21 protein-coding genes and 1 pseudogene are annotated in these 20,316 nt (G+C 42.0%); 11 read left to right on the top strand and 11 right to left on the bottom strand.

Annotated features, from left to right (window positions below; translation table 11 throughout):
• Positions 1–15: 15 nt before the first annotated feature.
• Positions 16–213 (bottom strand): hypothetical protein, encoded by a 198-nt coding sequence (locus tag KIU71_RS16175; protein ID WP_214132336.1) that lies wholly within the window; start codon positions 211–213, stop codon positions 16–18.
• Positions 214–617: 404 nt separating this feature from the next.
• Here KIU71_RS16175 and KIU71_RS16170 point away from each other — a divergent pair, with 404 nt between their 5' ends.
• The gene (locus tag KIU71_RS16170) at positions 618–1,958 is read left to right on the top strand and encodes an IS4 family transposase (RefSeq protein WP_214132335.1); all 1,341 of its coding nucleotides are present in this window, start codon (positions 618–620) and stop codon (positions 1,956–1,958) included.
• A 423-nt stretch (positions 1,959–2,381) separates the two neighbouring features.
• Here KIU71_RS16170 and KIU71_RS18075 read toward each other — a convergent pair whose 3' ends face one another.
• The 7 genes from KIU71_RS18075 to KIU71_RS16135 all read right to left on the bottom strand — a co-directional run bounded on the left by KIU71_RS18075 (position 2,382) and on the right by KIU71_RS16135 (position 9,434).
• Entirely contained in the window at positions 2,382–3,500 is a 1,119-nt protein-coding gene (locus KIU71_RS18075) for a helix-turn-helix domain-containing protein (RefSeq protein ID WP_214132334.1), read from the bottom strand.
• A gap of 32 nt (positions 3,501–3,532) precedes the next feature.
• A complete protein-coding gene (locus KIU71_RS16160; RefSeq protein ID WP_214132333.1) occupies positions 3,533–4,984 on the bottom strand; it encodes a S41 family peptidase in 1,452 nt (483 codons plus the stop codon).
• Between the two features lie 17 nt (positions 4,985–5,001).
• Positions 5,002–5,550 (bottom strand): hypothetical protein, encoded by a 549-nt coding sequence (locus tag KIU71_RS16155; RefSeq protein ID WP_214132332.1) that lies wholly within the window; start codon positions 5,548–5,550, stop codon positions 5,002–5,004.
• 203 nt (positions 5,551–5,753) lie between these two features.
• On the bottom strand, positions 5,754–7,073 hold the full coding sequence (locus KIU71_RS16150) for a S41 family peptidase (RefSeq protein ID WP_214132331.1): 1,320 nt from the start codon (positions 7,071–7,073) through the stop codon (positions 5,754–5,756).
• A gap of 32 nt (positions 7,074–7,105) precedes the next feature.
• Positions 7,106–8,053 carry a GlxA family transcriptional regulator gene (locus KIU71_RS16145; protein ID WP_214132330.1) on the bottom strand — a complete coding sequence of 316 codons (948 nt, stop codon included), beginning with the start codon at positions 8,051–8,053 and terminating at the stop codon, positions 7,106–7,108.
• A gap of 555 nt (positions 8,054–8,608) precedes the next feature.
• Entirely contained in the window at positions 8,609–9,016 is a 408-nt protein-coding gene (locus KIU71_RS16140) for a hypothetical protein (RefSeq protein WP_214132329.1), read from the bottom strand.
• A 34-nt stretch (positions 9,017–9,050) separates the two neighbouring features.
• The gene (locus tag KIU71_RS16135; RefSeq protein ID WP_214132328.1) at positions 9,051–9,434 is read right to left on the bottom strand and encodes a MerR family transcriptional regulator; all 384 of its coding nucleotides are present in this window, start codon (positions 9,432–9,434) and stop codon (positions 9,051–9,053) included.
• 565 nt (positions 9,435–9,999) lie between these two features.
• Here KIU71_RS16135 and istA point away from each other — a divergent pair.
• The 7 genes and pseudogenes from istA (at position 10,000) to KIU71_RS16105 (ending at position 15,332) form a co-directional block, all read left to right on the top strand.
• Positions 10,000–11,034 (top strand): annotated as a pseudogene (istA, locus tag KIU71_RS16130) (IS21 family transposase).
• Positions 11,031–11,804, top strand: a complete 774-nt coding sequence (istB, locus tag KIU71_RS16125; RefSeq protein WP_214132327.1) for an IS21-like element helper ATPase IstB — start codon at positions 11,031–11,033, stop codon at positions 11,802–11,804. Before istA ends, istB begins: the two are co-directional and overlap by 4 nt.
• Positions 11,805–12,654: 850 nt before the next feature.
• Entirely contained in the window at positions 12,655–13,281 is a 627-nt protein-coding gene (locus KIU71_RS16120) for a tyrosine-type recombinase/integrase (RefSeq protein WP_214132326.1), read from the top strand.
• 88 nt (positions 13,282–13,369) lie between these two features.
• Positions 13,370–13,687 (top strand): type II toxin-antitoxin system RelE/ParE family toxin, encoded by a 318-nt coding sequence (locus KIU71_RS16115; RefSeq protein WP_214132324.1) that lies wholly within the window; start codon positions 13,370–13,372, stop codon positions 13,685–13,687.
• The gene (locus KIU71_RS16110; RefSeq protein ID WP_214132323.1) at positions 13,674–13,961 is read left to right on the top strand and encodes a helix-turn-helix domain-containing protein; all 288 of its coding nucleotides are present in this window, start codon (positions 13,674–13,676) and stop codon (positions 13,959–13,961) included. The genes KIU71_RS16115 and KIU71_RS16110 overlap by 14 nt, the downstream gene beginning before the upstream one ends.
• Before the next feature lie 395 nt (positions 13,962–14,356).
• Positions 14,357–14,488, top strand: a complete 132-nt coding sequence (locus tag KIU71_RS17970; RefSeq protein ID WP_261348351.1) for a hypothetical protein — start codon at positions 14,357–14,359, stop codon at positions 14,486–14,488.
• A gap of 187 nt (positions 14,489–14,675) precedes the next feature.
• Positions 14,676–15,332 carry a cold-shock protein gene (locus tag KIU71_RS16105; protein ID WP_214132322.1) on the top strand — a complete coding sequence of 219 codons (657 nt, stop codon included), beginning with the start codon at positions 14,676–14,678 and terminating at the stop codon, positions 15,330–15,332.
• 92 nt (positions 15,333–15,424) lie between these two features.
• On the opposite strand, the gene KIU71_RS16100 is transcribed toward KIU71_RS16105, so the two are convergent.
• Positions 15,425–15,697, bottom strand: a complete 273-nt coding sequence (locus KIU71_RS16100; RefSeq protein WP_214132320.1) for an HU family DNA-binding protein — start codon at positions 15,695–15,697, stop codon at positions 15,425–15,427.
• 493 nt (positions 15,698–16,190) lie between these two features.
• Between KIU71_RS16100 and KIU71_RS16095 the strand changes: the two genes are divergently transcribed.
• The 3 genes from KIU71_RS16095 (at position 16,191) to KIU71_RS16085 (ending at position 17,692) form a co-directional block, all read left to right on the top strand.
• Positions 16,191–16,598 (top strand): MbcA/ParS/Xre antitoxin family protein, encoded by a 408-nt coding sequence (locus tag KIU71_RS16095; protein WP_250207587.1) that lies wholly within the window; start codon positions 16,191–16,193, stop codon positions 16,596–16,598.
• Positions 16,592–17,272 (top strand): RES family NAD+ phosphorylase, encoded by a 681-nt coding sequence (locus tag KIU71_RS16090; protein ID WP_315853310.1) that lies wholly within the window; start codon positions 16,592–16,594, stop codon positions 17,270–17,272. The genes KIU71_RS16095 and KIU71_RS16090 overlap by 7 nt, the downstream gene beginning before the upstream one ends.
• A gap of 96 nt (positions 17,273–17,368) precedes the next feature.
• On the top strand, positions 17,369–17,692 hold the full coding sequence (locus KIU71_RS16085; RefSeq protein WP_214132318.1) for a hypothetical protein: 324 nt from the start codon (positions 17,369–17,371) through the stop codon (positions 17,690–17,692).
• On the opposite strand, the gene KIU71_RS16080 is transcribed toward KIU71_RS16085, so the two are convergent.
• Complete coding sequence (locus tag KIU71_RS16080; RefSeq protein WP_214132317.1) at positions 17,693–18,004, bottom strand: hypothetical protein; 312 nt, start codon at positions 18,002–18,004, stop codon at positions 17,693–17,695.
• Positions 18,005–19,058: 1,054 nt separating this feature from the next.
• The gene (locus tag KIU71_RS16075; RefSeq protein WP_214132316.1) at positions 19,059–20,228 is read right to left on the bottom strand and encodes a hypothetical protein; all 1,170 of its coding nucleotides are present in this window, start codon (positions 20,226–20,228) and stop codon (positions 19,059–19,061) included.
• Between the last annotated feature and the right edge of the window lie 88 nt (positions 20,229–20,316).

Here is a 20,316-nt window from a genome sequence, read left to right as displayed (position 1 = left end):
AAACGTTAACGTTATCTACGCAACAAGGCTTTGATGATATTCGAGTCCTGCGCGTGCCGCGGCGACTTTCCAATCCACCAGCATAGCCATGTATTCGTCGATACTACCTTTCAGATGAGCGTATTCGACATAGACTTGTCGTACTTGATCGGGGCGAGTTGTGCGTGCTATTGATTGCTCTTCAACATCACCTGTCCATGCGCGGTTGTACACAAGGGTGGATTGAAGGCATAGATATGTTTATGGGCAAGACGCCGGTTATTCCTACGCAGAGTTCGGATAGGTCTTACCAAGGTGTGTTTTTTCTGGGGAGTTGTAACCAAGCGGTCATGCACTGGGCTATGACCGTGCAATTGACCGATGGTGAAAGATTAATAGTGCAGTTTAATACGGTATTACATTAAATGAATTAGTCTGAACTCAATCTTATTTTTTCTATATACAGAGCTTGACCAAACCATACAGGCGGCTTCGTGCCATTGGCCGACCGTCATACCAGCGCAGGCTTAATACTGATCGTTTAAGACTTAAATACATGGTTTTAGTGGCTTAGATAATGACTTGACTAGGCCGATAATGGGATCAAACTAGTCTTTTCTTGTTATTACCAGGCCACCATGCTCGCTCAAGATCTTGCCGCTGTTTTTTCTGAAGAACATCTTCACCATAACGTTAGTGTATTTAATGCTCCGCTGCCTTCTCAGTGGTTGGAGCAAGCGCTTTCGCTAAGTGACAACGTTTCTCTCAGACGAAGGAAATTACCACCGAAGCAAGTATTAAGGCTTGTTGTTGGCATGTCACTGTTACGTCAAGAGTCGATACAAGAGGTGGCTACCCGCTTAGCATTTAACTCAGCAGGACTGAATAATGATCTATTGGCCGCGAGAAGTTCGCTAAGCAATGCAAGACAACGCCTAGGATTTAAGCCAGTCAAAGAGCTGTTTGAATTGAGTGCACAGCATTGGAACAATCAAACCCATGTAGATGATAACTGGAATGGTTTGCAAGTATTGTCGATTGATGGCACAACATTGCGTACAGAAGATACACCGGAACTAAGGGAACACTTTGGCTCAGTGCTAAACCAAAGTGATGCGAAATCAGGCTACCCCGTTATGCGGTTGACTTGCCTAATGAATGTCCGTAATCATTTGATATTACATGCACAAGCCTCTGAATTTAATGAGTCTGAATTAAGCCACGCCGCGAAACTGCAAGCGAGCGTGCCAGGCAAGAGTATCTTGCTCATGGATAAATTGTATCACTCCGCTAAGCTGCTGATTGACATAGAGAATCACGGACATCAAAGGTTCTGGATAACCCCTATTAAAAAAGACCTTAAATACACGATGAAACAAAAGTATGCGGCTAATGACGCCTATGTTGAGCGTGATCTAAGTAGCGCAAGAAGAAAGGATAAATCCTTACCAAAGCATTGGAATATGCGGCTCATTACCTTCAAAATAGGTCGTAACAAAGAAGTCAAAATTGCGACGAACCTGCCCCATGAAGAGTATCAAGCGAAAGATATCATTAACTTATATAAAGAACGCTGGGAAATAGAACTGGGTTATCGCGAAGTGAAAGTATCGATGCTGCAAAATGCATTAACGCTTCGTAGCAAGAAAAAGGACCTGGTATATCAAGAGTTATATGGCATGCTCATCGCCTACAATCTCGTGCGATATGAGATAGCATTGACCGCCGTTGAGGTGGGAATAAGACCCACGAGAATAAGCTTTACCGCGGCCTTGCGCATTGTTCTGTATGACTACCATATGATAGCGTCTACAAAAAGCTTACACACTATTCCAGCAAGAATGAAAGACATAACGCACGTGCTGAAAGACTTCATATTGCCGAAAGAAAAACGGCGCTCTAACCCAAGAGAAAAGAAGATAGATGTCGTACGGAAATACTCTACTAAAAAAGCAAAACACACTATTAAAAGTGCTTAAACGAACAGTATTAAGCGCAGGCTGGTATCTGCTTAGTGCCATTTGCAGTCCGTCATGCCTGCGTAGGCAGGTATCTGGTTTGTGCCATTTGCAGTCATTCAGTTTTTAAAAACTATTCCTGAAAGCAGACTGTCAGTATTTTTTACATTAGATCTGTAGTGAGCGATAACCAGCCCCTCATCCTTGCGAAGGCAAGGATCTCCTAAGAGCGAATACCAGTCCGTCACCGCCGCTCTGGCGGCAGTCTGCTTTAGACAATATAACGGTCAGTCAGCCTATATGAAACATTGTATTTAAGAACGATCGCAGACTATGCAAAGCGGACGTTTATTGGCTAGCTTTGATAGGCTCCACAGAACCATCAAATACAATTATTCTCGGTTATCAAAACCATCCACCTCAAATTATGCACGAAGAAGGCATCTATCTAAGTGATAATTGATATGCGCTCGGTGTAATACCAGCTATTAACTTGAATGATCTGTTAAAACTTGCTTTAGAATTAAAACCGGATTCGTGCATCAAGTCAGATAAAGAAATAGTGGGATCATGCTGTATTAGCCGTTTAGCATGATTCACTCGTGCTTCGTTTATCAAACTGGAAAAATTTTTCCCAAAGCCAACATTTATTGCTTTGGAAATATACGTTTCATTACTTCCAAGTGCACGTGCCATGTCGCTTAAAGAAAACTGGTGTCGCAAATACCAACAGTCTTTTTCGAGTCCGTCTTTTATTTTGTCTATTAGGCTTGTCTCTTTTAAAACTTCTTCAGAAATGTTTTGCTCATTTGCAGTTGGCAGCGGCTCTGGAAAAGGGAGCCGTATCGAAGAGACGGCTTTTTGTCCAAGCACCATAATAATTGCAAGAAAGATCAGGTGAAACGGATACTGCGCTGGATAGCTAAACTCTTCGACAAATCGATGAAACAATTCAAAAGTGGACCACAAGACTACGAGCGTTCCAACTAATCCAGCCATCCAAGTTAACCAGCTTACATCAAACGACTCTTGATCGCTTTCCAAATCGAGCAATTCTCGCGTATATCGACGTGCGTATAAAAATGCCTTAAAACAGCAAAATAGAGACACTGTAACTGTGCATATTGATTCAATGGGAGAGATAAACACATTGTGAACGGCAGAGCTATATGCAAACTTATCCTGATAGGTTTCAATTCCCAAGAATAAAATTGTGTAGTAGCTTGTTTGAATGAGTGCGGAAATAAACAGAAGTCTAACGTAGCGTGGCACTGGACGTTTTGTTAATTTAAGTGTGTGTAAAAGCAAAAGTGGTCCAAGCCACAACTCATTATTAAACGGAGCAAAGGTAAGCCACGGATATGCCTGATAGAATCCAGCAAATCCAATGACTTGAGGAACAGCGTTTAAACAAAATATTAGCAGAAATAGCCCTAGGTATAGACTAGCGGCAGCTTCAACTTTACGTAAAATTAAAGTAAAGGCACTTAAACAAATCGGGCAGATAAGGCAAAGTAGTAAGGTGCTTCGCCATCCAATATTTAAGTAGTCAACTGGTTGCACTCCTAATTCCCTGCCATCGTAACTTTTGAACGTCAAAGCTTCATTGAGAGCGCATGCTCCAAGATACTATCTTTATTATTGAGCCAATCATCAAGGGTTTGAGGCACGAACAAATCGGGAGTTGCTCCGATTCCATTTTCAGCGTTATCAATATTATACCGATTGAGAATCAATGGTACACGAACACTGATTTGCGAGTGTGGTAGCTTCAGAAAGGCTATTACAGACGCAGTAGTTCCACCCTGATTGCCTCCTGTCTTTTCTCCAACTAGAGTAACATGTTTTTGCTTTTGAATATGCGCCATTAACGCTGCCGATGCAGAGGCGTTATTGTCCGCCGTTAGCATCACAACTGTTCCCTCAAACGAATACTCAGCAGGTTCGATTGTCTGCGCACTAATGCCCAATTGGTTCAGAGGAATACGATAACCTTGAGTTTCCAAAGGAAGAACTGTTTTATCGAAATCAATAACCGCTCGGTCCCAACTTGTGAGATTTGCCGCTAAATCGCCTAATGGTTTGACTGATAACCACCCTCCATCGACCAGTTGAAACGGTGTATTGTAGAGGTATCGCATGAGACCAATTTGAGCATCGTCGCTACCACCGCCATTTCTGCGTAAATCGACAATTAGTTTTTCAACACTTTTATTTTTAAGCTCTTTGAATATACTCAAAAAGAGTAAGTCGGGGTCGACTGGGTTGCGGTAATTTACAAAGGTATCAACACTCAGTACTGCCGTACTGGGTTCAATAAACTTAACGCTCACTGCATCCTTGAAATCAAGGCGATAAGGTCTTTCAGCCAATGTTAGCCATTTGGAAAATTCTATCGACTGTACCTTTATATTTGTACCTTTAGTATCTCTCAGAGTGATCTCAAATGAATCAGGATACTTGTCGACGCCTAAAACTACCGGAGCGAAAAACTGCTCAAATGCAGATCCAATCAAATCAAAATCACGAGCAATTTTTCCTGCTTTTGTGAAATCAGTGTACCCGTCAATTGATACGTAAGGCATTAGTTTCGACAAAATTGTTTCAACTGGCACATTATTAATATGAGAAATTTCAGTACCCTTTTGTAAAGTTGACAATGTCGATCTTTCTACAAACATTCGATACTCAAAAAGCTTAAAAGTAAATGGTAGAAAATGTTGTTTTTTCTGTGCATCTAAGTCTTTCGGAAGGTCAGCAACAGTGTGTTCGCAACGCAAACTTGCCAAGACTCTCGAGACATCGGTATAGAACTGAAGATTCGAGTAAGACTTCTTCTTGCTTTTAAGTGTAAGCGCTGCCCACTGCCCTTCGAGTTCATGTTCGTCAATGTACCTCGCATAACCCGGATGAGCAGCAGAAAGTGTTTGTTTTAGCAAGGCTATATCTTGTTCAAAGCTCGTAGTCTCCTCACTTGTAACAAAAAAGGGGATAAAAACAAGCACAGCGAAAGCTACCTTCCAACTAAAATTTCTTTGATTTTCCATTTCACGTTCTCCGTAATTCATTCTGAAACCAAATTTGCTGAAACCCAATTCCGCTTTAAGTTCTCGTTTACGGTTGTTGCTAAATAGTCAACTCTGGTCTCGCTTCTGAATTCAGTGCCAGTTACCGACTCTGTTATTACGATGATGGCATCTTGATTGTTATCTTGGCGAAGCGCTCTTCTTATAAGAGTCCATTTTTTAGGCCCAACATACGCAAAAGAAAGTATTTCAAAAGACTGCTTCTGAGACTGATTTTTATCAAAAGTCGTTTCAATAACGGTATTATTCTCGAGGTCTAAATTGATTACTGAAAGTGAATACACTTCATAGCCCGGATCAGTAAAAATTTTATCAACAATAAGATTTAAACCATCTGAACTTTGATAAATAGAGAACCTCATTGGAATTTTGACGTGTTTGCCTGTGCCATAATCTTTGTAGTTTAGATGCCCATTATAGTCAGACTGAGGTATGTTTATCGAAGTTATTCCATCAGTTGCAATGGAGTGCGAGCTCAAAAGCAATGCGCACACAAAACAGAGTGAGCGATAAATGTTAGTAGTCATGTTTATTCCTTTCTGATTAGCTAGATTGCCAATACAGTGTAAAACTTCAATCTCCACTCGGTCGTCTCATATCACGTATAATTATGATTTTAAAAGATTTGAGAAGCCTCAATTCTTGGTTTTTTTTGAGACATTTGGCCTTACATGCCCTTTACAAGATATACACAGCACTTATAGGCATCAGAAATCAAATTCTCAAAAATTCAGTAAACTAAACGCTGCAAAGGCACATTTACCCTTATTTTTGAATTTGGTAACACAAGGTCAAGATAATTTCCTGCGCTGTAATGTGTCAAACTTCCACCTATCTCATCGCCTACCACAGTAGCATTGGTGTGTTGAATTAAGTTTGCTACGACATCAGTGCTTACGGAAAGACTGAATTTATCTACCATCACCACAATGTCACCAACAAATACATTTGGTTGCGGGATTATTTTTGGCATCAGTTCAGATTTAAAAAAAAGTTGTCCGCCTCGTTCTTCGATTAGCTGTTGTGCCTTCTCTGATTTGTAAAAATCGACCAGAGATTTATTTGCAACGTGCTCATACGTAGGAAACTGGTCTGATGCAACGGTAATCTCTTCATAGTATTTGAATGGTTCAGAAATCAAAAAGCTTAGCAATAGCGCAGCTGGTCCACTTTTTCCTCCTTTGTTGCCACGCATATCTACTACAAGCTGATTAACATCCTTTATCGTAACCTTTGACATTGCATCAAAAATAAATTCTCCCAAAAATGAGTTTTGTGCTGTTTCGGCCAGAGGGGTATTAAACGAAGAGGCCGAGCTATCTTCCCAAGACGGAATCTTGATCGTAGCTGTTGAACCCATGATTTTTAGGGAAGGATGTGACTCTTCCTTAGATTTCTTGTTTGTCTTTCTTAACTCAGCGGCGAGCGTCATTCGCTGTCCGTCAACAAATCTTATTTCAAATTGAGAAGAACGATCGAGCAAAGTAAAAAAAAGAGTCGCAAAATCCTGCTGTATAAATGCATTTTTATATGGTGTTGTATTTGCGTCACTTGGCAGATAACGTTGCAACGATTTAAGGATAGACGCTACCGTCATGTCATTTATTTCTTCAACCTGTTTTTCGTCAATAAACATCTGGTTGTTGACTATGTCAATGGCGAGTGGAAACAGAGGCTCTCTTGCCTGAATCTCTAATTCGTGTGGATTGATGACATAGGTATGTGCATCTCCTATTGAAGCTACCATTTGCGAAGCAAGTGCAAAAATGTCTGCACTAGTCTTTGCACATGCTACGTTCTGACTTAACTCTTCAGTTAACATTTCGAATTCAGCTTTTGACTGGTAATCAAATAGTGAAGGATGATTTGACCGTAAGGTCGTCTCAAGAATATGTAAATCTTCAGTAGCGCTTGTTGGCAAAATAGTATCGGTATACGGTAGCTTGGGAAATTTGGCAGAGGGCAATTCAGAACACGAAGCAAATGTTACTGAAATGGGCATGAAAAATGTTAAAACGACTACAAGGAGTCTTGTTAAATTTGACCACATAACGACGATACTCTTATAAATTTTATTTGGCTTTAATATTTGCTGCAAACTATAGATGTTGGTGAACAATGAAACGCTTTGTAGAATGCGCGGCGAAAAGTGTCGTAGCTCGAAAAACCTAGTTTCGAAGAAACGTCTTTGACGCTGATATTGTCTGAATTAAGTAATGAAAACGCATGATCTAACTTCATTCTTCGAAAGAAAGCAGCGGGGGTTACCCCTGTATGTAGTCGGAACAATCTACCTAACTGCCTCTCACTCAAATGTATATAACTACTCATGTCTTGAACGCTGATATTTTTGTATATGTTTTTGTTCAGCCATTCTATGAGGGACGACAATCGAAAACTTTGTGCAGATTGTATTTCGAGCACCGGTGAAATTTGAGCATGTTTTGCATCACGCTGACCGAACGCTACGAGCTCTTTAGCGACACTTGTTGCAACGATACTTCCTTTATCTTTTCGAATAATCGCTAACGCTAAATCCACTCCTGAGAGAACCCCAGCAGATGACCATATACCGCTGTCGTCTAGAAAAAGTGCGTTAGGGTCTACTCGGATTTTAGGAAAAGCTTCAGATAACTCAGTACAATGACGCCAGTGAGTAGTAAGAGACAGAGACCTCTCTGGTATAATTTGAGCTAAAAGAAATGCACCTGTACAAATACTGATAACCCGTGATGCTTTTGACGCAAGTTCTCTCAAACTTGCAAGCTCACTAGGCGAAAGCGTAAGTGTGCGAATCCCAAAACCACCGCACAAGATCAAATCATCAACCGAAAATTGATCGTTTGTGCTGTAATCAACCTGAATTTGTTGCCCGTGATATGTGCGAACTGCTTTTCCATTTGAGCTTACTAGGCTACACGCATAGCTATTAGGAGCAAAAGCATTTGTTTGCATAAACGTGTTTAACGGTCCGAATAGGTCTAGCGCTTCAATGTTGTCCGCTACAAAGTAACATTGTTTTATGGTCATATTTAATTCTCCTGCGGTTACAGTATCGCAATCGAATTGAATGTTTCTAACGTTTTCACGACAAAACCAGACATAAATTCTTTTCTAAAACGAAAAAAATGTAGTGCCCTTTTTTGCTTACATAAATAATCTGGGAATTTCATCTTGGACGTGTACAGTTATAGCTTTTGCAAATTGTGTCGCGAGGAGCAACTTTTCGATGTCAAATAAAATGTCTCAAACTAGACTGCTATCTTACGTGGCAATAGGTTTATCAATTCTGGCATTAAGGGTTTCCGTGATTGAAGTTTTATTTCTTCGAGATGAAGTAAAAGCTCAGGTATGGCCGTTCATACCAATACAGAAAGGATATTTTTTACTTTTTTCATCTTTTTTCACCTCAAAACTCAGTCTTTCACCTTTTAAGATTCGCTGAGTAAGTCGTTTGGATGCACTCATATAAAACTTTTTTGCAATTCCCCTTTTTAGTGATTGGCTTTGCGCTGTGACAAAGTTTAAAATGCTTCGCTCAAAAGTACTAAGAATAGACCTTTTATAGGGCGGAGACTTTGCTATTTATTTAGAATAATGAATGTGCAGCTGGTAGCCTTTTAATTGAACAAAACCCCAAATACACTCAGGCACAAAGAAAAACCACAATAGTGAAGAAACATCGTTATAAATCAGTGCATACCCCATAGTTAGACTAAAAAGCAGTCTCGCAATGCCGTCATAAAGTCCAAAAAGTGGATTGCTATACCGGAGCCTAAGCACTGCCCACACGATTACGATACAACCAAGTAAATTCACAAAAAACAGATGAAGCGGCTCAAAAAATGGGAAACTTCCTTGCATCTGCAGATGCATGTGTAGACTGCGTAAAAACTCTAATTTGAATGTGGCTACTACAGGGAGGGCGAATGCCGCTGTGGTTAAAAGATCATATAGGGCGCTTGCCTTTACTATTTGCTTGTAGCAGATCATATAACTACTCCAACTAAATCAGGGAGTAGTTATGCTAAACCTTGTCCTTAAGGGAAGAGTCAAGCATACATGGCGACATTTTCATTTTTTTTTGTAACACTGCGAGCCCTTTATCAATTTCATTCAACCGCGAAATCTCGCTAGCTATAAATTGCCGTTTTTCTTTGACAGCATTCAAAATAACCAAAGGAGGGAGTCCTCTTCTTATATCCTTGCCTCGAAATATTTCTTTCAACTCAGACAGCGTAAAACCATGAGCCTGCGCCAATTTTATCTGGCGTACTGTCTCGACATAAGTGTCATCGTAGACCCTATAGCTTCCTTGCCGCCGTGCGGGTGGGAGTAGGCCTTGTTCTTCATAAAATCTTATGGTTTTAGGCGTAGTACTGGTTAGCTTGCAGAAATCACCGATAAACAACGGTATCACCTCGCCAAGTTAAATGTGATCAAGTTATCCTAATTCTCGTTTACTTCTCAAGTGCAAAATCAACTTTGTCACATGGTTCAAGTGAGCCCCTTTATTTATAAATTAACTTTTCTGTAGATGCCAAATTCCCGGTCTTTAAACCTTTCGATCCTTTCTATCGACTAATGATAAAAATTAAAATCTTTGGTAGATGAACGATTAGGGTTAAATCTTTTTCCATTACACTTATGTTTTTTATTATCGCAAGTGCTGATGCTTCTGAGAGCTGTGATAAGGTGAAGCAGTTATCTAACTCCCTTGCACTCAAAGACTTTTCAATTTCTTGGTTGGGTGCAAACGGTGAATTTCTCTCCTTTAACACTTTGAGGTACCTCGCTTCGTCATACGGTGTTTTGCTTTTCCAGCATCGGTACAAAACTCTTATTCACTTGAAGGCTAGCGAACGCGAACGGACTGCCTGTTGGTTGTAATTGTTACCAACAATGCAAAACTGAACCATTCCAACAATTGAAATCTGATCCAGTTGTTTTAACCATGGTGCCTTTTGCGAGGCACTGTGATCACGAAAGAAGAACTCATGAAAATTCAGATTTTATATCAACAAGGGGTGTCTCAACGTCGCATTGCCAAGGAGCTAGGTATATCAAGAAACACCGTCAGACGTTATTTGGCTAAAGGTATAGATACTCCGGAATACACCAAGCGTGAAAAGCGAACTTCTAAGCTGGAACCTTACAAGTAGTTTTTGCATTAGCGTATTGCCCAGGCAAAGCCAGTTCATCTATCAGGAGTGGTGTTGTTTAGGGAGATACAGGAACTGGGGTATACCGGCAGCTTGTCGCTTCTTCGTCAGTATCTATATGAGTATCGAGGTAAGCAAGAACACGTACCGATTATTCGATTCGAAACGCCACCAGGTAAGCAAATGCAAGTTGACTGGGGACAAATGCGAGGCGGTAAACATCCTATCCATACCTTTATTGCCGTGCTGGGTTTTAGCCGAGCGATGTTTGTCATGTTCACCGATAACATGCGTTACGAGACACTAGAGCAATGTCATCGTTATTGCTTCGACTACTTTCAAGGCGTGGCAAAAGAAGTATGGTATGACAATATGAAAACGGTAGTGGTTGAACGGGACGCGTATGGTGAAGGTCAGCACCGATTACATCAGCCATTTTATCAGTTTGCCAAATCGATGGGATTTATCCCAAAGCTCTGTCGGCATTACCGCCCTCAGACCAAGGGTAAAGTAGAGCGTATGGTGCGTTATGTGCGTGATAACTTCTATCGGCCATTACAGACCAAATTAGCGGCCCAAGGCGACACGCTTGATATTGCAACCGCCAACAATGAAGTAACGCTATGGCTCGATAATGTTGCCCACCAACGTATTCATGATACCACCAAGCAAAGACCCGCAGAGCGTCTTGTCACAGAAAGACAACACCTTCAGCTTCTGCCACCCAGTGTATTACCTGTCACATCAACACTGGCAAAATCAGTCCCGTTACCTTCAGTGAACTTACTGAATCAACGCGCACTGCACTACAACTTGGCTGTGTACGACCAACTGGTGGAGGAAATATGAACTTGCAACTCTCGCGTCTTGGTGGCTTAACGGATGAACTGCAATTACAGGGGATCGCCACTAACGCCCCGGCATTAGCACAACAGGCTGCCGAACAAGAGTGGGATTACCTGACCTTTCTTGAGCACATCCTCACCAGTGAAAAGCAGCTACGTCATCAGCGCGAACAAACCATGTTTACCAAAATGGCGGGCTTCCCATCGCTTAAAACAGTAGAAGACTTTGATTTTAAGTTTGCCTCTGGTGTCCCCAAAAAGCAGGTGATGGAACTGGCATCACTGTCTTTCATTGAACGGCAGGAAAACGTGGTCATGCTCGGCCCATCAGGCGTCGGCAAAACACATCTTGCCATTGCTTTAGGGTATAAGGCAGCACAAGCGGGGATCAAAACAAGGTTTATCAGTGCATCAGAGCTTATCCTTCAGCTCGCTACTGCACAGCGACAGGATAAGTACAAAAGCATTATGCAACGCGCAGTTCAATCACCTCGACTGCTGATCGTGGATGAGATTGGCTATCTGCCATTCAGTGCGCATGAATCAAAGCTGTTGTTTGACGTTATCGCAAAGCGCTACGAAAAAGGCTCTGTTGTCTTAACCAGCAATTTACCGTTCGGACAATGGGGTCAGATCTTCGCCAATGACACTGTGCTGACATCAGCCATGCTAGACCGAATACTGCATCACTCACACATCATTCAAATCAAAGGAGAAAGCTATAGAATCAAAGAAAAGAAACAAGCTGGCCTAATGGATAAATCTAACGATTAGTGGATCAGTTTTAAATTGTTGCTGTGGATCACTTTTGAGTTGTTGTTGACAGTAATCCCACCGAAGCTAATGGGTTATCTATTATCGCGTGCCTTGCTCTTGTGTCCTTTGGCTTTGTTCGCAAACGTGAGAGCTAATATCTCGAAGATTCAAATGGCATGATTCGTCCCGTCTGTTTTGATATGGACGCATGTTTGATTTTTTATGGATTGCGTTCATTGCGTTTTTGCCAAAAGTGGAAAGGTTTCGTATTTAATAGGAATAAACGAACTAACTTACCCTATAATTTTTTGAATACTGCCTCGATTGGTCGCTTACAGCATTAGTTCGAAAACTTTCTGCATTTAAATGACAAGGGGCTGTCAAGCGCGGACTTTTGATTGTCAGTTTTAGCGCTTGAGTTCAATCGGCAGATGCAACACATCGGTTAAAATTCTGTGCAGGTTTTTCAAAGTCTAGTGATCTCTAGTGCTCCTTCGTGTAGCTGACGGAGTCAATCGAAAGAACCTTGGGGAGAACACCTTTTCGCGCTTTGTGATTCATCATACTCAAGTTGATGAAGGTCTGTTAACGCCTAACAACAGAACCTAATACCGATGAGGCTCACCGGCCGCTTTACGTACGAAGTGATCGTTCAGCAACAGGATTTCGACGATCTGCAAATGGCACAAACCAGATACCTGCCTACGCAGGTATGACGGGCTGGAAGTGGCACCAATGAAACATTTTTAACTTAATGGCGAACGTCAGGTAACTGGCCATTTGATATTTCTAACCAAATCGTCTTTTCTTTATAAGGTGCGATTGGTTGTTACTTGTAGCTCCGTGAATCCCACTACGGAGAACTATTATGGTTTCCATTGATAATTCTAAGGAAGGCAAAATCCCATGGAATAAAGGGAAACTTATTGGCCAGAAATTACCCCTTCAAGCGTCACAAGTCTGGTCGATTAGAACACTACTGGCCAAATCTGGTAATACGAGGGATTTGGCCCTGTTTAACCTTGCAATTGATAGCAAGTTAAGAGGCTGTGATCTGGTTGCTCTCAAGCGCGGTGATGTCGCTCACAGTAATCGAGTCCTCAACAGAGCAACAGTTATGCAGAAAAAAACGCATAGTCCAGTGACCTTTGAGATTACGGACAAAACAAGAAGTGCGCTTGAGAGGTGGTTTGCTGAGGCTGATATTCGACATGATGAATATATTTTTCAGTCTAGGCTTCATGATTCACCGCACATCGGAACACGGACATATGCTCGAATCGTTCAAGGTTGGGTGCAGTCAATTGGCTTGGATCCGGCTGACTATGGAACGCATTCGCTTCGCCGAACTAAGGCGTCGTTACTCTATAAAATGCGGCATAACTTAAGAGAGATCCAAATTTTACTTGGCCATAAAAAAATAGAGAGTACCGTCCACTACTTGGGCATAACCGTCGAAGATGCATTGGAGAGCTCTGAGCATCTCGATCTTTAATCCTTTTTAACGTTTAATGATTCAAGGAAGTAACCCCTTTCGCACTCATTTGCTTCACATCGGTACGGCAATGCCGTATATTTAATCTATGATTTTTATCGAAACTAGCCTGTTCACAAAAATACTTCCAAGCTACCTCGGGGAAGAAGATTATCGTGGCCTTCAAAACTATCTTCTGCAACATCCTGAGTCTGGCAATATTGTGAAAGGCTCGGGTGGCGTCAGAAAAGTTCGCTGGGCAGGGGAACAACAGGGTAAAAGTGGTGGTGTTAGAGTTATCTACTACTGGAAGAAATCGGAAAGCGAAATGTGGATGCTAACGATCTACAGTAAATCTGAAAAGGCGACTATCCCTGGACATCAACTCAAGAAGATTGCGGAGGCAATAAACAATGACAAACCGTGATTTAGGTGCAGAAATTCTCGCAGGAATTGAAGAAATTCAAAATTTTAAGCGTGGAAAAGTACAGCTCAGAACGACTGAGTTATCAGAACCATCGGCTCCTAACGTGATAAGAGCCAAACTAAAAATGTCTCAAGCGGCGTTCGCTGCGATGTTGGGAGTTAGTAAGCGCACGTTGCAAGATTGGGAGCAAGGTCGTCGAGAGCCGAATGGACCGGCAATCGCATTACTTCGAATAGCCGAGCAGCATCCAGAAGTATTCTCCGATTTACATTAATCTGGCTTAGTAATTGGATGTCTGCTTTTGGGCGCAGTTTCCATAAATAATCAACTTCTGCAATTCGCTCTAAGCGGAACTACCAACACCAGATATAATATAATGAACGAGATGAAAATTATTGTTCACCTACAGTGACAATGCGTTCCAGATACTCAACGACCATCTGCGGGTGGTATTTGAATGGCTGCTTATCTGTATATCTAGTGATAACCATAACCAGCATATAATTGGATTAATTACATAGGGGCTTGCTTTCTCACAGTCTAATTTCAAGCAGGGATATTAAAGCAGTTGAAGTTAGGTAACATTAACTAACCTTAACGATCGTCATGATCAGACTCACCCTCTGCGACCGAATCAGCTGTAGCCCTCAAGGACAGTTAATACTTAACGTGCATTCGATTAAAAGTGTGGAAGGCTATAACGCCAATGGTTACGTCCAGCAAAGCACGCAGATTGTGATGAAAGCCGTCATCACCGGTTTCCATGGTAAGAACGACGAGATTATCCAATACCAAACCTAGCACTACGTAGTCGAAACCGTCGATGAAGTAGAACGCCTGATACGCCAAGCTAAAGCTGGCGCTTAGAATTCAATGTAAGAAAAGCTGCATCGAAAAAGAGATTTCAACGTAGGATATCCGATTTGTAGCGAGTAAACGAAGCGATAGTACTATACAGATAGTGGGTAACAAAAAATGAGGCGTTGGCATGGATATAACTTTCGGACAAATCAACAACGTGTTAAACGACAAAGGCTTCGGTTTCATTGCGACTGATGCAGGTAATGTGTTTTTCCACAAATCAGCATGTCAGGCATGGGAGAAGCTAAAGCACGGGATGGCTGTCACATTTAAACTTGTCGATACCGCCAGAGGCAAAGCAGCAGAAAACGTAACCATTGTCGAACAAGCGCAAGTAAACCAGATCAGCAAAGGTTTCATTTGGCGAGAAAGCGCGACGCCAAAGCGGGGACAAGTGGAGTTTAAAGGCAGTATACGAACGCACCTGTTTGCTGCCCCCCGAGATGCCAAGGCGCACCTAAAGCAGCTCGCTAAAGACGCCAATTGCAATGCTGTCTTAAATGCTACGTTTCACAGAAAGACAGTACAAGCAGGTTTCAATTATTATACAACCTACCACTATTACAGCGGTGACATTGCACTAGTTACAGAGGATGTTAGCGTGTTACGTAGAGACGCAGAGCAGGCCGAACGAAAATATGTCTCTGACGTGGCAGTTGCAAAGGCAGCATTTGAAGAGGTTATTAGTGAGCGGAACACGCCGCAACCGCACACAACTGAGAGCAATATAGGGGCTATTTCATGGATCATCGCCGCCTGTGTATTATTGGCGATTTTCCTCTAGAGGAGTATCACTATTATTTGTTTGTTCACTAACAAGCCCTAAAGAGATAAGGGCTTGGTTTACTTATGCACAGAAGCGGAAACGTTTAGTTTTTAGTTACATGCATCTTTAAGCGCTTTCCCGGCTTTAAATCCAGGCACTTTAGCGGCGGCGATTTGAATAGTTGCACCGGTTTGTGGATTACGGCCAGTTCGAGCAGCGCGCTCGCTCACTTTGAACGTGCCGAAGCCAACTAATGCAACTTCTTCACCAGCTGCTAATTGAAGGGTGACCGTTGCGGTAAAGGCGTCTACCACCTGCCCTGCTTTAGCCTTGGAAATTTCTGCCGATTCTGCAATCTTTTCGATTAATTGTGACTTATTCAATGCTCATCTTCCTTTCTTGTTGAGATACGACAAGCACATACTTGCCGACTTGTTGTTTCGTTGAAAATAGCGACGTATCACGCAGATAGTGGTCGCGTTGAACACTGTATCACCGCTACTGCGGAGGGCAATAGTACAAAAGGCAGAATATCCACTGAAAGGGTATATTTGCCGGGCAAAGTGGCTTTACTACCCTGTCTTAGATATCGCCTAATAGATAGCGAGAAGCACCGGACGCGAGATAGTAAAGACACTTATTTAAACAGTGGTGAAATGCGCGAGCCAAATGCCATAGCCAATAAGTATCGTTTAAGCGTCCTTTAAACACGCGGGATGTCAAACGGTGACAGCAGAGTAAGCTGCAATGGTGACAACTGGAAAAGACTCCACAGAAATATATTTGGCATTTTACTATCTAGTGATTGCCTGCTATAGTATATCTACTGATACTGAATTATTTATTAGCTATCTATAGATAGTTTGTGAGGTGGTTATGCAAGCAGTCATTCAACAACACGATGATGGAGCGCAATTATCTGTCGAGCATTTGTCGCAGGGATTTCAGGTGGCGGTCAGTATATTGAAGAAATGGCAGGCCACGACCGAGCAGATGGCGGCGATTTTAGGAGTGTCAACGGCGACCATAAACCGAGCCAAAAACAAGTCGAACGTTAAGCTAAGCCGTGACCAAGTAGAGCGCGCCAGTTACGTGCTGAATATCCATGCGGGGCTACGGACGCTATTTGACAACCCAGAAAACGTTTATGGTTTTGTGCATAAGAAAAACAACAACCCGTTTTTCAATGGCCGTACCCCATTTTCGTTGATGGTGGAAGGTTCAATGGCGAATTTGTACGAAGTATTTAAACGGATCGACGGATTACGAGGGGCACGGTGGTAAAAGTAGACGAGTTACAGGCTTATGGCGATACAACGCGTACAGGCTATCGCTTAATCAATTCTAAGTTTCCGCCTATCGATTTATTTGACGATGTGGCGGATTCGGATGAATTTGAAGCGGTCTATGCGATGCAGGGGCTGACCAATCCGCGCTTACGTAATGAGCTGGGTAACTTAAATCTGCTGGCTAAAGACGAGATCCCTTATGGAATAACGGGACTTTACTATGCTATTGGCCCTTTCGTGCACGTAAATCCTGATGGTTCGCGGTTTTCCAACGGCGACTATGGCGTGCTTTATATCGGTGATAGTCCTGAGACCGCGCTAAGCGAAGTCAAACACCACCAGCAAGTATACTGGTCAAACGTAGAAGATTTGGCCTTTGAGCGCTTCGTATTTCGCCAATTGAAGTGCACCTATACATCCGGAGGCGTTGTCTCAGTTCCGCCGAGCCAAAAAGAGGTGTTAGCACCGGATAATTACACGCAATCTCGACAGTTAGGTGCGGAGCTCCACCGCAAAGGCATAGCAGGGGTTCATTACCCATCGGTGCGTTATGCAGGTGGTGAGTGCTTCGGGTTTTTCACACCTAAAAAAATCACTGAAATCATTCAAACCGTTCACATTGAAATGATTTTTAATGGGCGTATTGTCTCTACCGCTGCACTGAGTTAATGCAAAGGAGTTAGCCACGGTCTTGCGCTCAGCTTTATAGCGCCAACGACCTAGAGTGCGATACTGGTCTCATCTAGTACTACGGAATGAGACAAAATGAGCGCAGCCCTTCTCGAATCAGAGCAACAAGCCTATGATTTAGTATCGCGTATCGGGATCAATCGAGCAGAGCGGGTGCTCACCCAACTAACTAACCGAATACAGCGGCGCATCTATAGGGCAAATCAGGAGGTTATCGGGGCGTTCTTCGATGACGGTTGTATTCGCAAGTCACCGTGGGAGATAGAACTCAACTATCAGCTCAAACTAGGACTTACGCTGATGAATACCGATGGGCCATCACAGGCCAAAGCGCGCATTTTTAGGCGGATTGAAGAGAGAAAAGCCCGCTTAGCCGCGAGAAAATCTCTCTACACTTAGCTATTGTGAATTAAGGAGTCGAAACTTCTCATAGAACTCGCGTTGTAGCACCATCGGCTTTTTAAAGCTCACATGACCTTGACGGTCAAACGTAGCAAAGGACGCTTTATCTCCTCGACAGGCCGGCTGGTCGATGAAGATATCCAGATAATGCGGTTGTATATTTGGCGCATACATTCGAAGGGCGTTATCAATGATTTCCTCAAGATAATTGATGGCAGTGGCCGTTTGCGTGTCATCCTGTAGGATTGAGACACCCACTCTGCCCTCAAAGGAATGATGTGTAGTGACAATTAAGTTGGCCCGTTGCAAGAACCATTTCCCCTAATGTTTGCCCGTAAAGACTTCTATAGTAGTTTAAACACTATCGCAAATTTTGTTCATTTACTTGCACTTTACAATTACTTTTCACCAACGGTGAGCAATACCATAAATCACTACGTGCTTGAATTTAAACGAGTATTTACATTTTAAGGCTAGAAAGAGCGAAAGGTCAGTCTATTGAAGAAGCCTTGGCGGCCATCGGCAAAGAGGTGTTTAAAGCTGAGGCTGTGCACCTTTTGGAGGACCTGACCATTCTTACAACATTGATGCAGGGACTAAATTATGTTCGCGCTTTAGTTGACCTTACCACACAGGTTCTTGCTAATATTGTCTAGCGAAATATGGGAAGTCCAGAGGAAGATGAGTTCTTCATTGGTTATCAGAGTGGTATGGGGAGTTTCGACGTCCGTTGTTTACCGCAAACCCATAGCTCATGCCTTAGAGAACTGCTCGTCAATAAGGACATTTACACCGCCAATACGCCATTTACAGCGCCTTGCGTTGGCACATTCTCGCGCTTAGACGGTGACTATTTTCGAGGTTACTGGGTGAAGTTGGAGAGAGTGGAATTATCTAAGACATAATGATTCTATTAATTGCCCGTATAATTCGCTAATAAAAAACGTTTGGCTGCCAGGTATACCAAATCTGCTACAGTCGTAAGCGTTCGACTATCTTGTTTAAAATGATTATGAGAGTGTAACGCTTTATTTTACTGCCAGAGCCGAACTTGATGTTCTAATCTCAACAGCAGAGAAAATCAATGAGTTTAATATATCAAAGAACGAGGAGTTTGATTCACCAAGTGGCACCTAACAAACGACTATGGTGATAACTGTCTTCCAGTCGTTTGTTCCAACTGAAGAATTGATGTCAGTAATGAAGGCAAAGTGCTCATTCATATCATCAGTGAATAACGTCTAGAGCAACGCAAACTTTATAGTGTCAGCTCAGATACAAGCTACTGCACATTAATGTGAAACATTAAAGTGATTCCTCATCATTTGAGGCGATAGAAGCATAAGAACCTATAATCTCACAATTATTGCACTAAAACTGCTTGAAAAGATCGATCGCAGCCGTGAACATAGTACGTTTCGTCAATATGATATTTTTTTCCCAGCATATAATCTACCTTGAGTGATTCTTTCTCCCTGTCACGTAGAATATTTTGTTTCTCTTCCTTAGTCATGCGTCTCAGTTTTTTTAAGAAAGTTTTTTCCCTAAGATAGTACTTTGTATTTTTCGTTAATTCGCGGTATATCGATATTTTTCCGGCAGTGCACTGGTTTGCGAGGATTGGTTCCAACCTGAAAGTGAATATAAGATTACAATTATGACAATCCGAAATAGTACACCGCACACAGTCAAATTTCTTGCTCTTCAGCACCGTGTCATAAATTGAGGTGTGATTACCTATTTGACATTGAACTGTTATCGTTTTGTATTCCGATTCTATAAATTTCTGAATTAGTGGAGACTTGACTTGTATTAATTTCCAATAACTATCGTTATCTAACCTTGGTACTGGATATATAGGCCCACCCTTATACTTTTTAAGCAGTTTCATTAAATAGTCATTTTGATTGATAATCTTCAATAGCCTTTGGTGTAAGCAAGGCATAATAAAATGTTCTTTGTCGAAGTCACTACTTCTTTGCAGTGTATTTCTTGAAAAACCGTCGACAATTGAAGTTTCAGAACTTGATAGCTCCAAAGCCCCATTTAAAATATTATTCAGCTCACGCGCTGCATTCGGACGACTCGTCGATATTAAAGTTCCTAAAGAAGACAAATGCTCATCACAACGGTCAACGTACAACCAGCTTGTTTTTAAGTAACCAAATCCTATTTCTGATATAGCTTCTAAAATACAATGTTGGCAAAATCTAACTTTGAAGTTACCTCTGGAATTACCAATTCGCTGGGATGGAAACCGTAAAAAATTTTCAAAGTTATACACGGCTGTAAAAGGACTATGAAAAAGGTTAATTCCACCGTGCACTTTATCCATCCCTCTGAACACCCTGAACAATAAGCTTTTATCGATATTCTTGAAAATCAGATGGGCTTCACGATCAATGAGGGGATCTGAATACCACCTTCCCCTGAGGTTGATGATGCCAGAGTAATCAGTTATCCCATGCACTTTGTAAATTCGAAATATAAGACTCAGCAGTGACTCGCCCTTTGCTGGCTGGAGGCTAATCATACTTACCCATAATTATAATATTTGCTCAATGCTGCAAAATTCCAAAGCTAAATGGTACAGAGAGTGTGGATGAAAATAAGGTCCTTGA

It is taken from the genome of Alteromonas oceanisediminis (genome assembly GCF_018474025.1).
Taxonomy (GTDB): domain Bacteria; phylum Pseudomonadota; class Gammaproteobacteria; order Enterobacterales; family Alteromonadaceae; genus Alteromonas_E; species Alteromonas_E oceanisediminis.
Note: the sequence above shows the minus strand (reverse complement) of the source record. Positions and strands in the feature narration are given on the sequence as shown.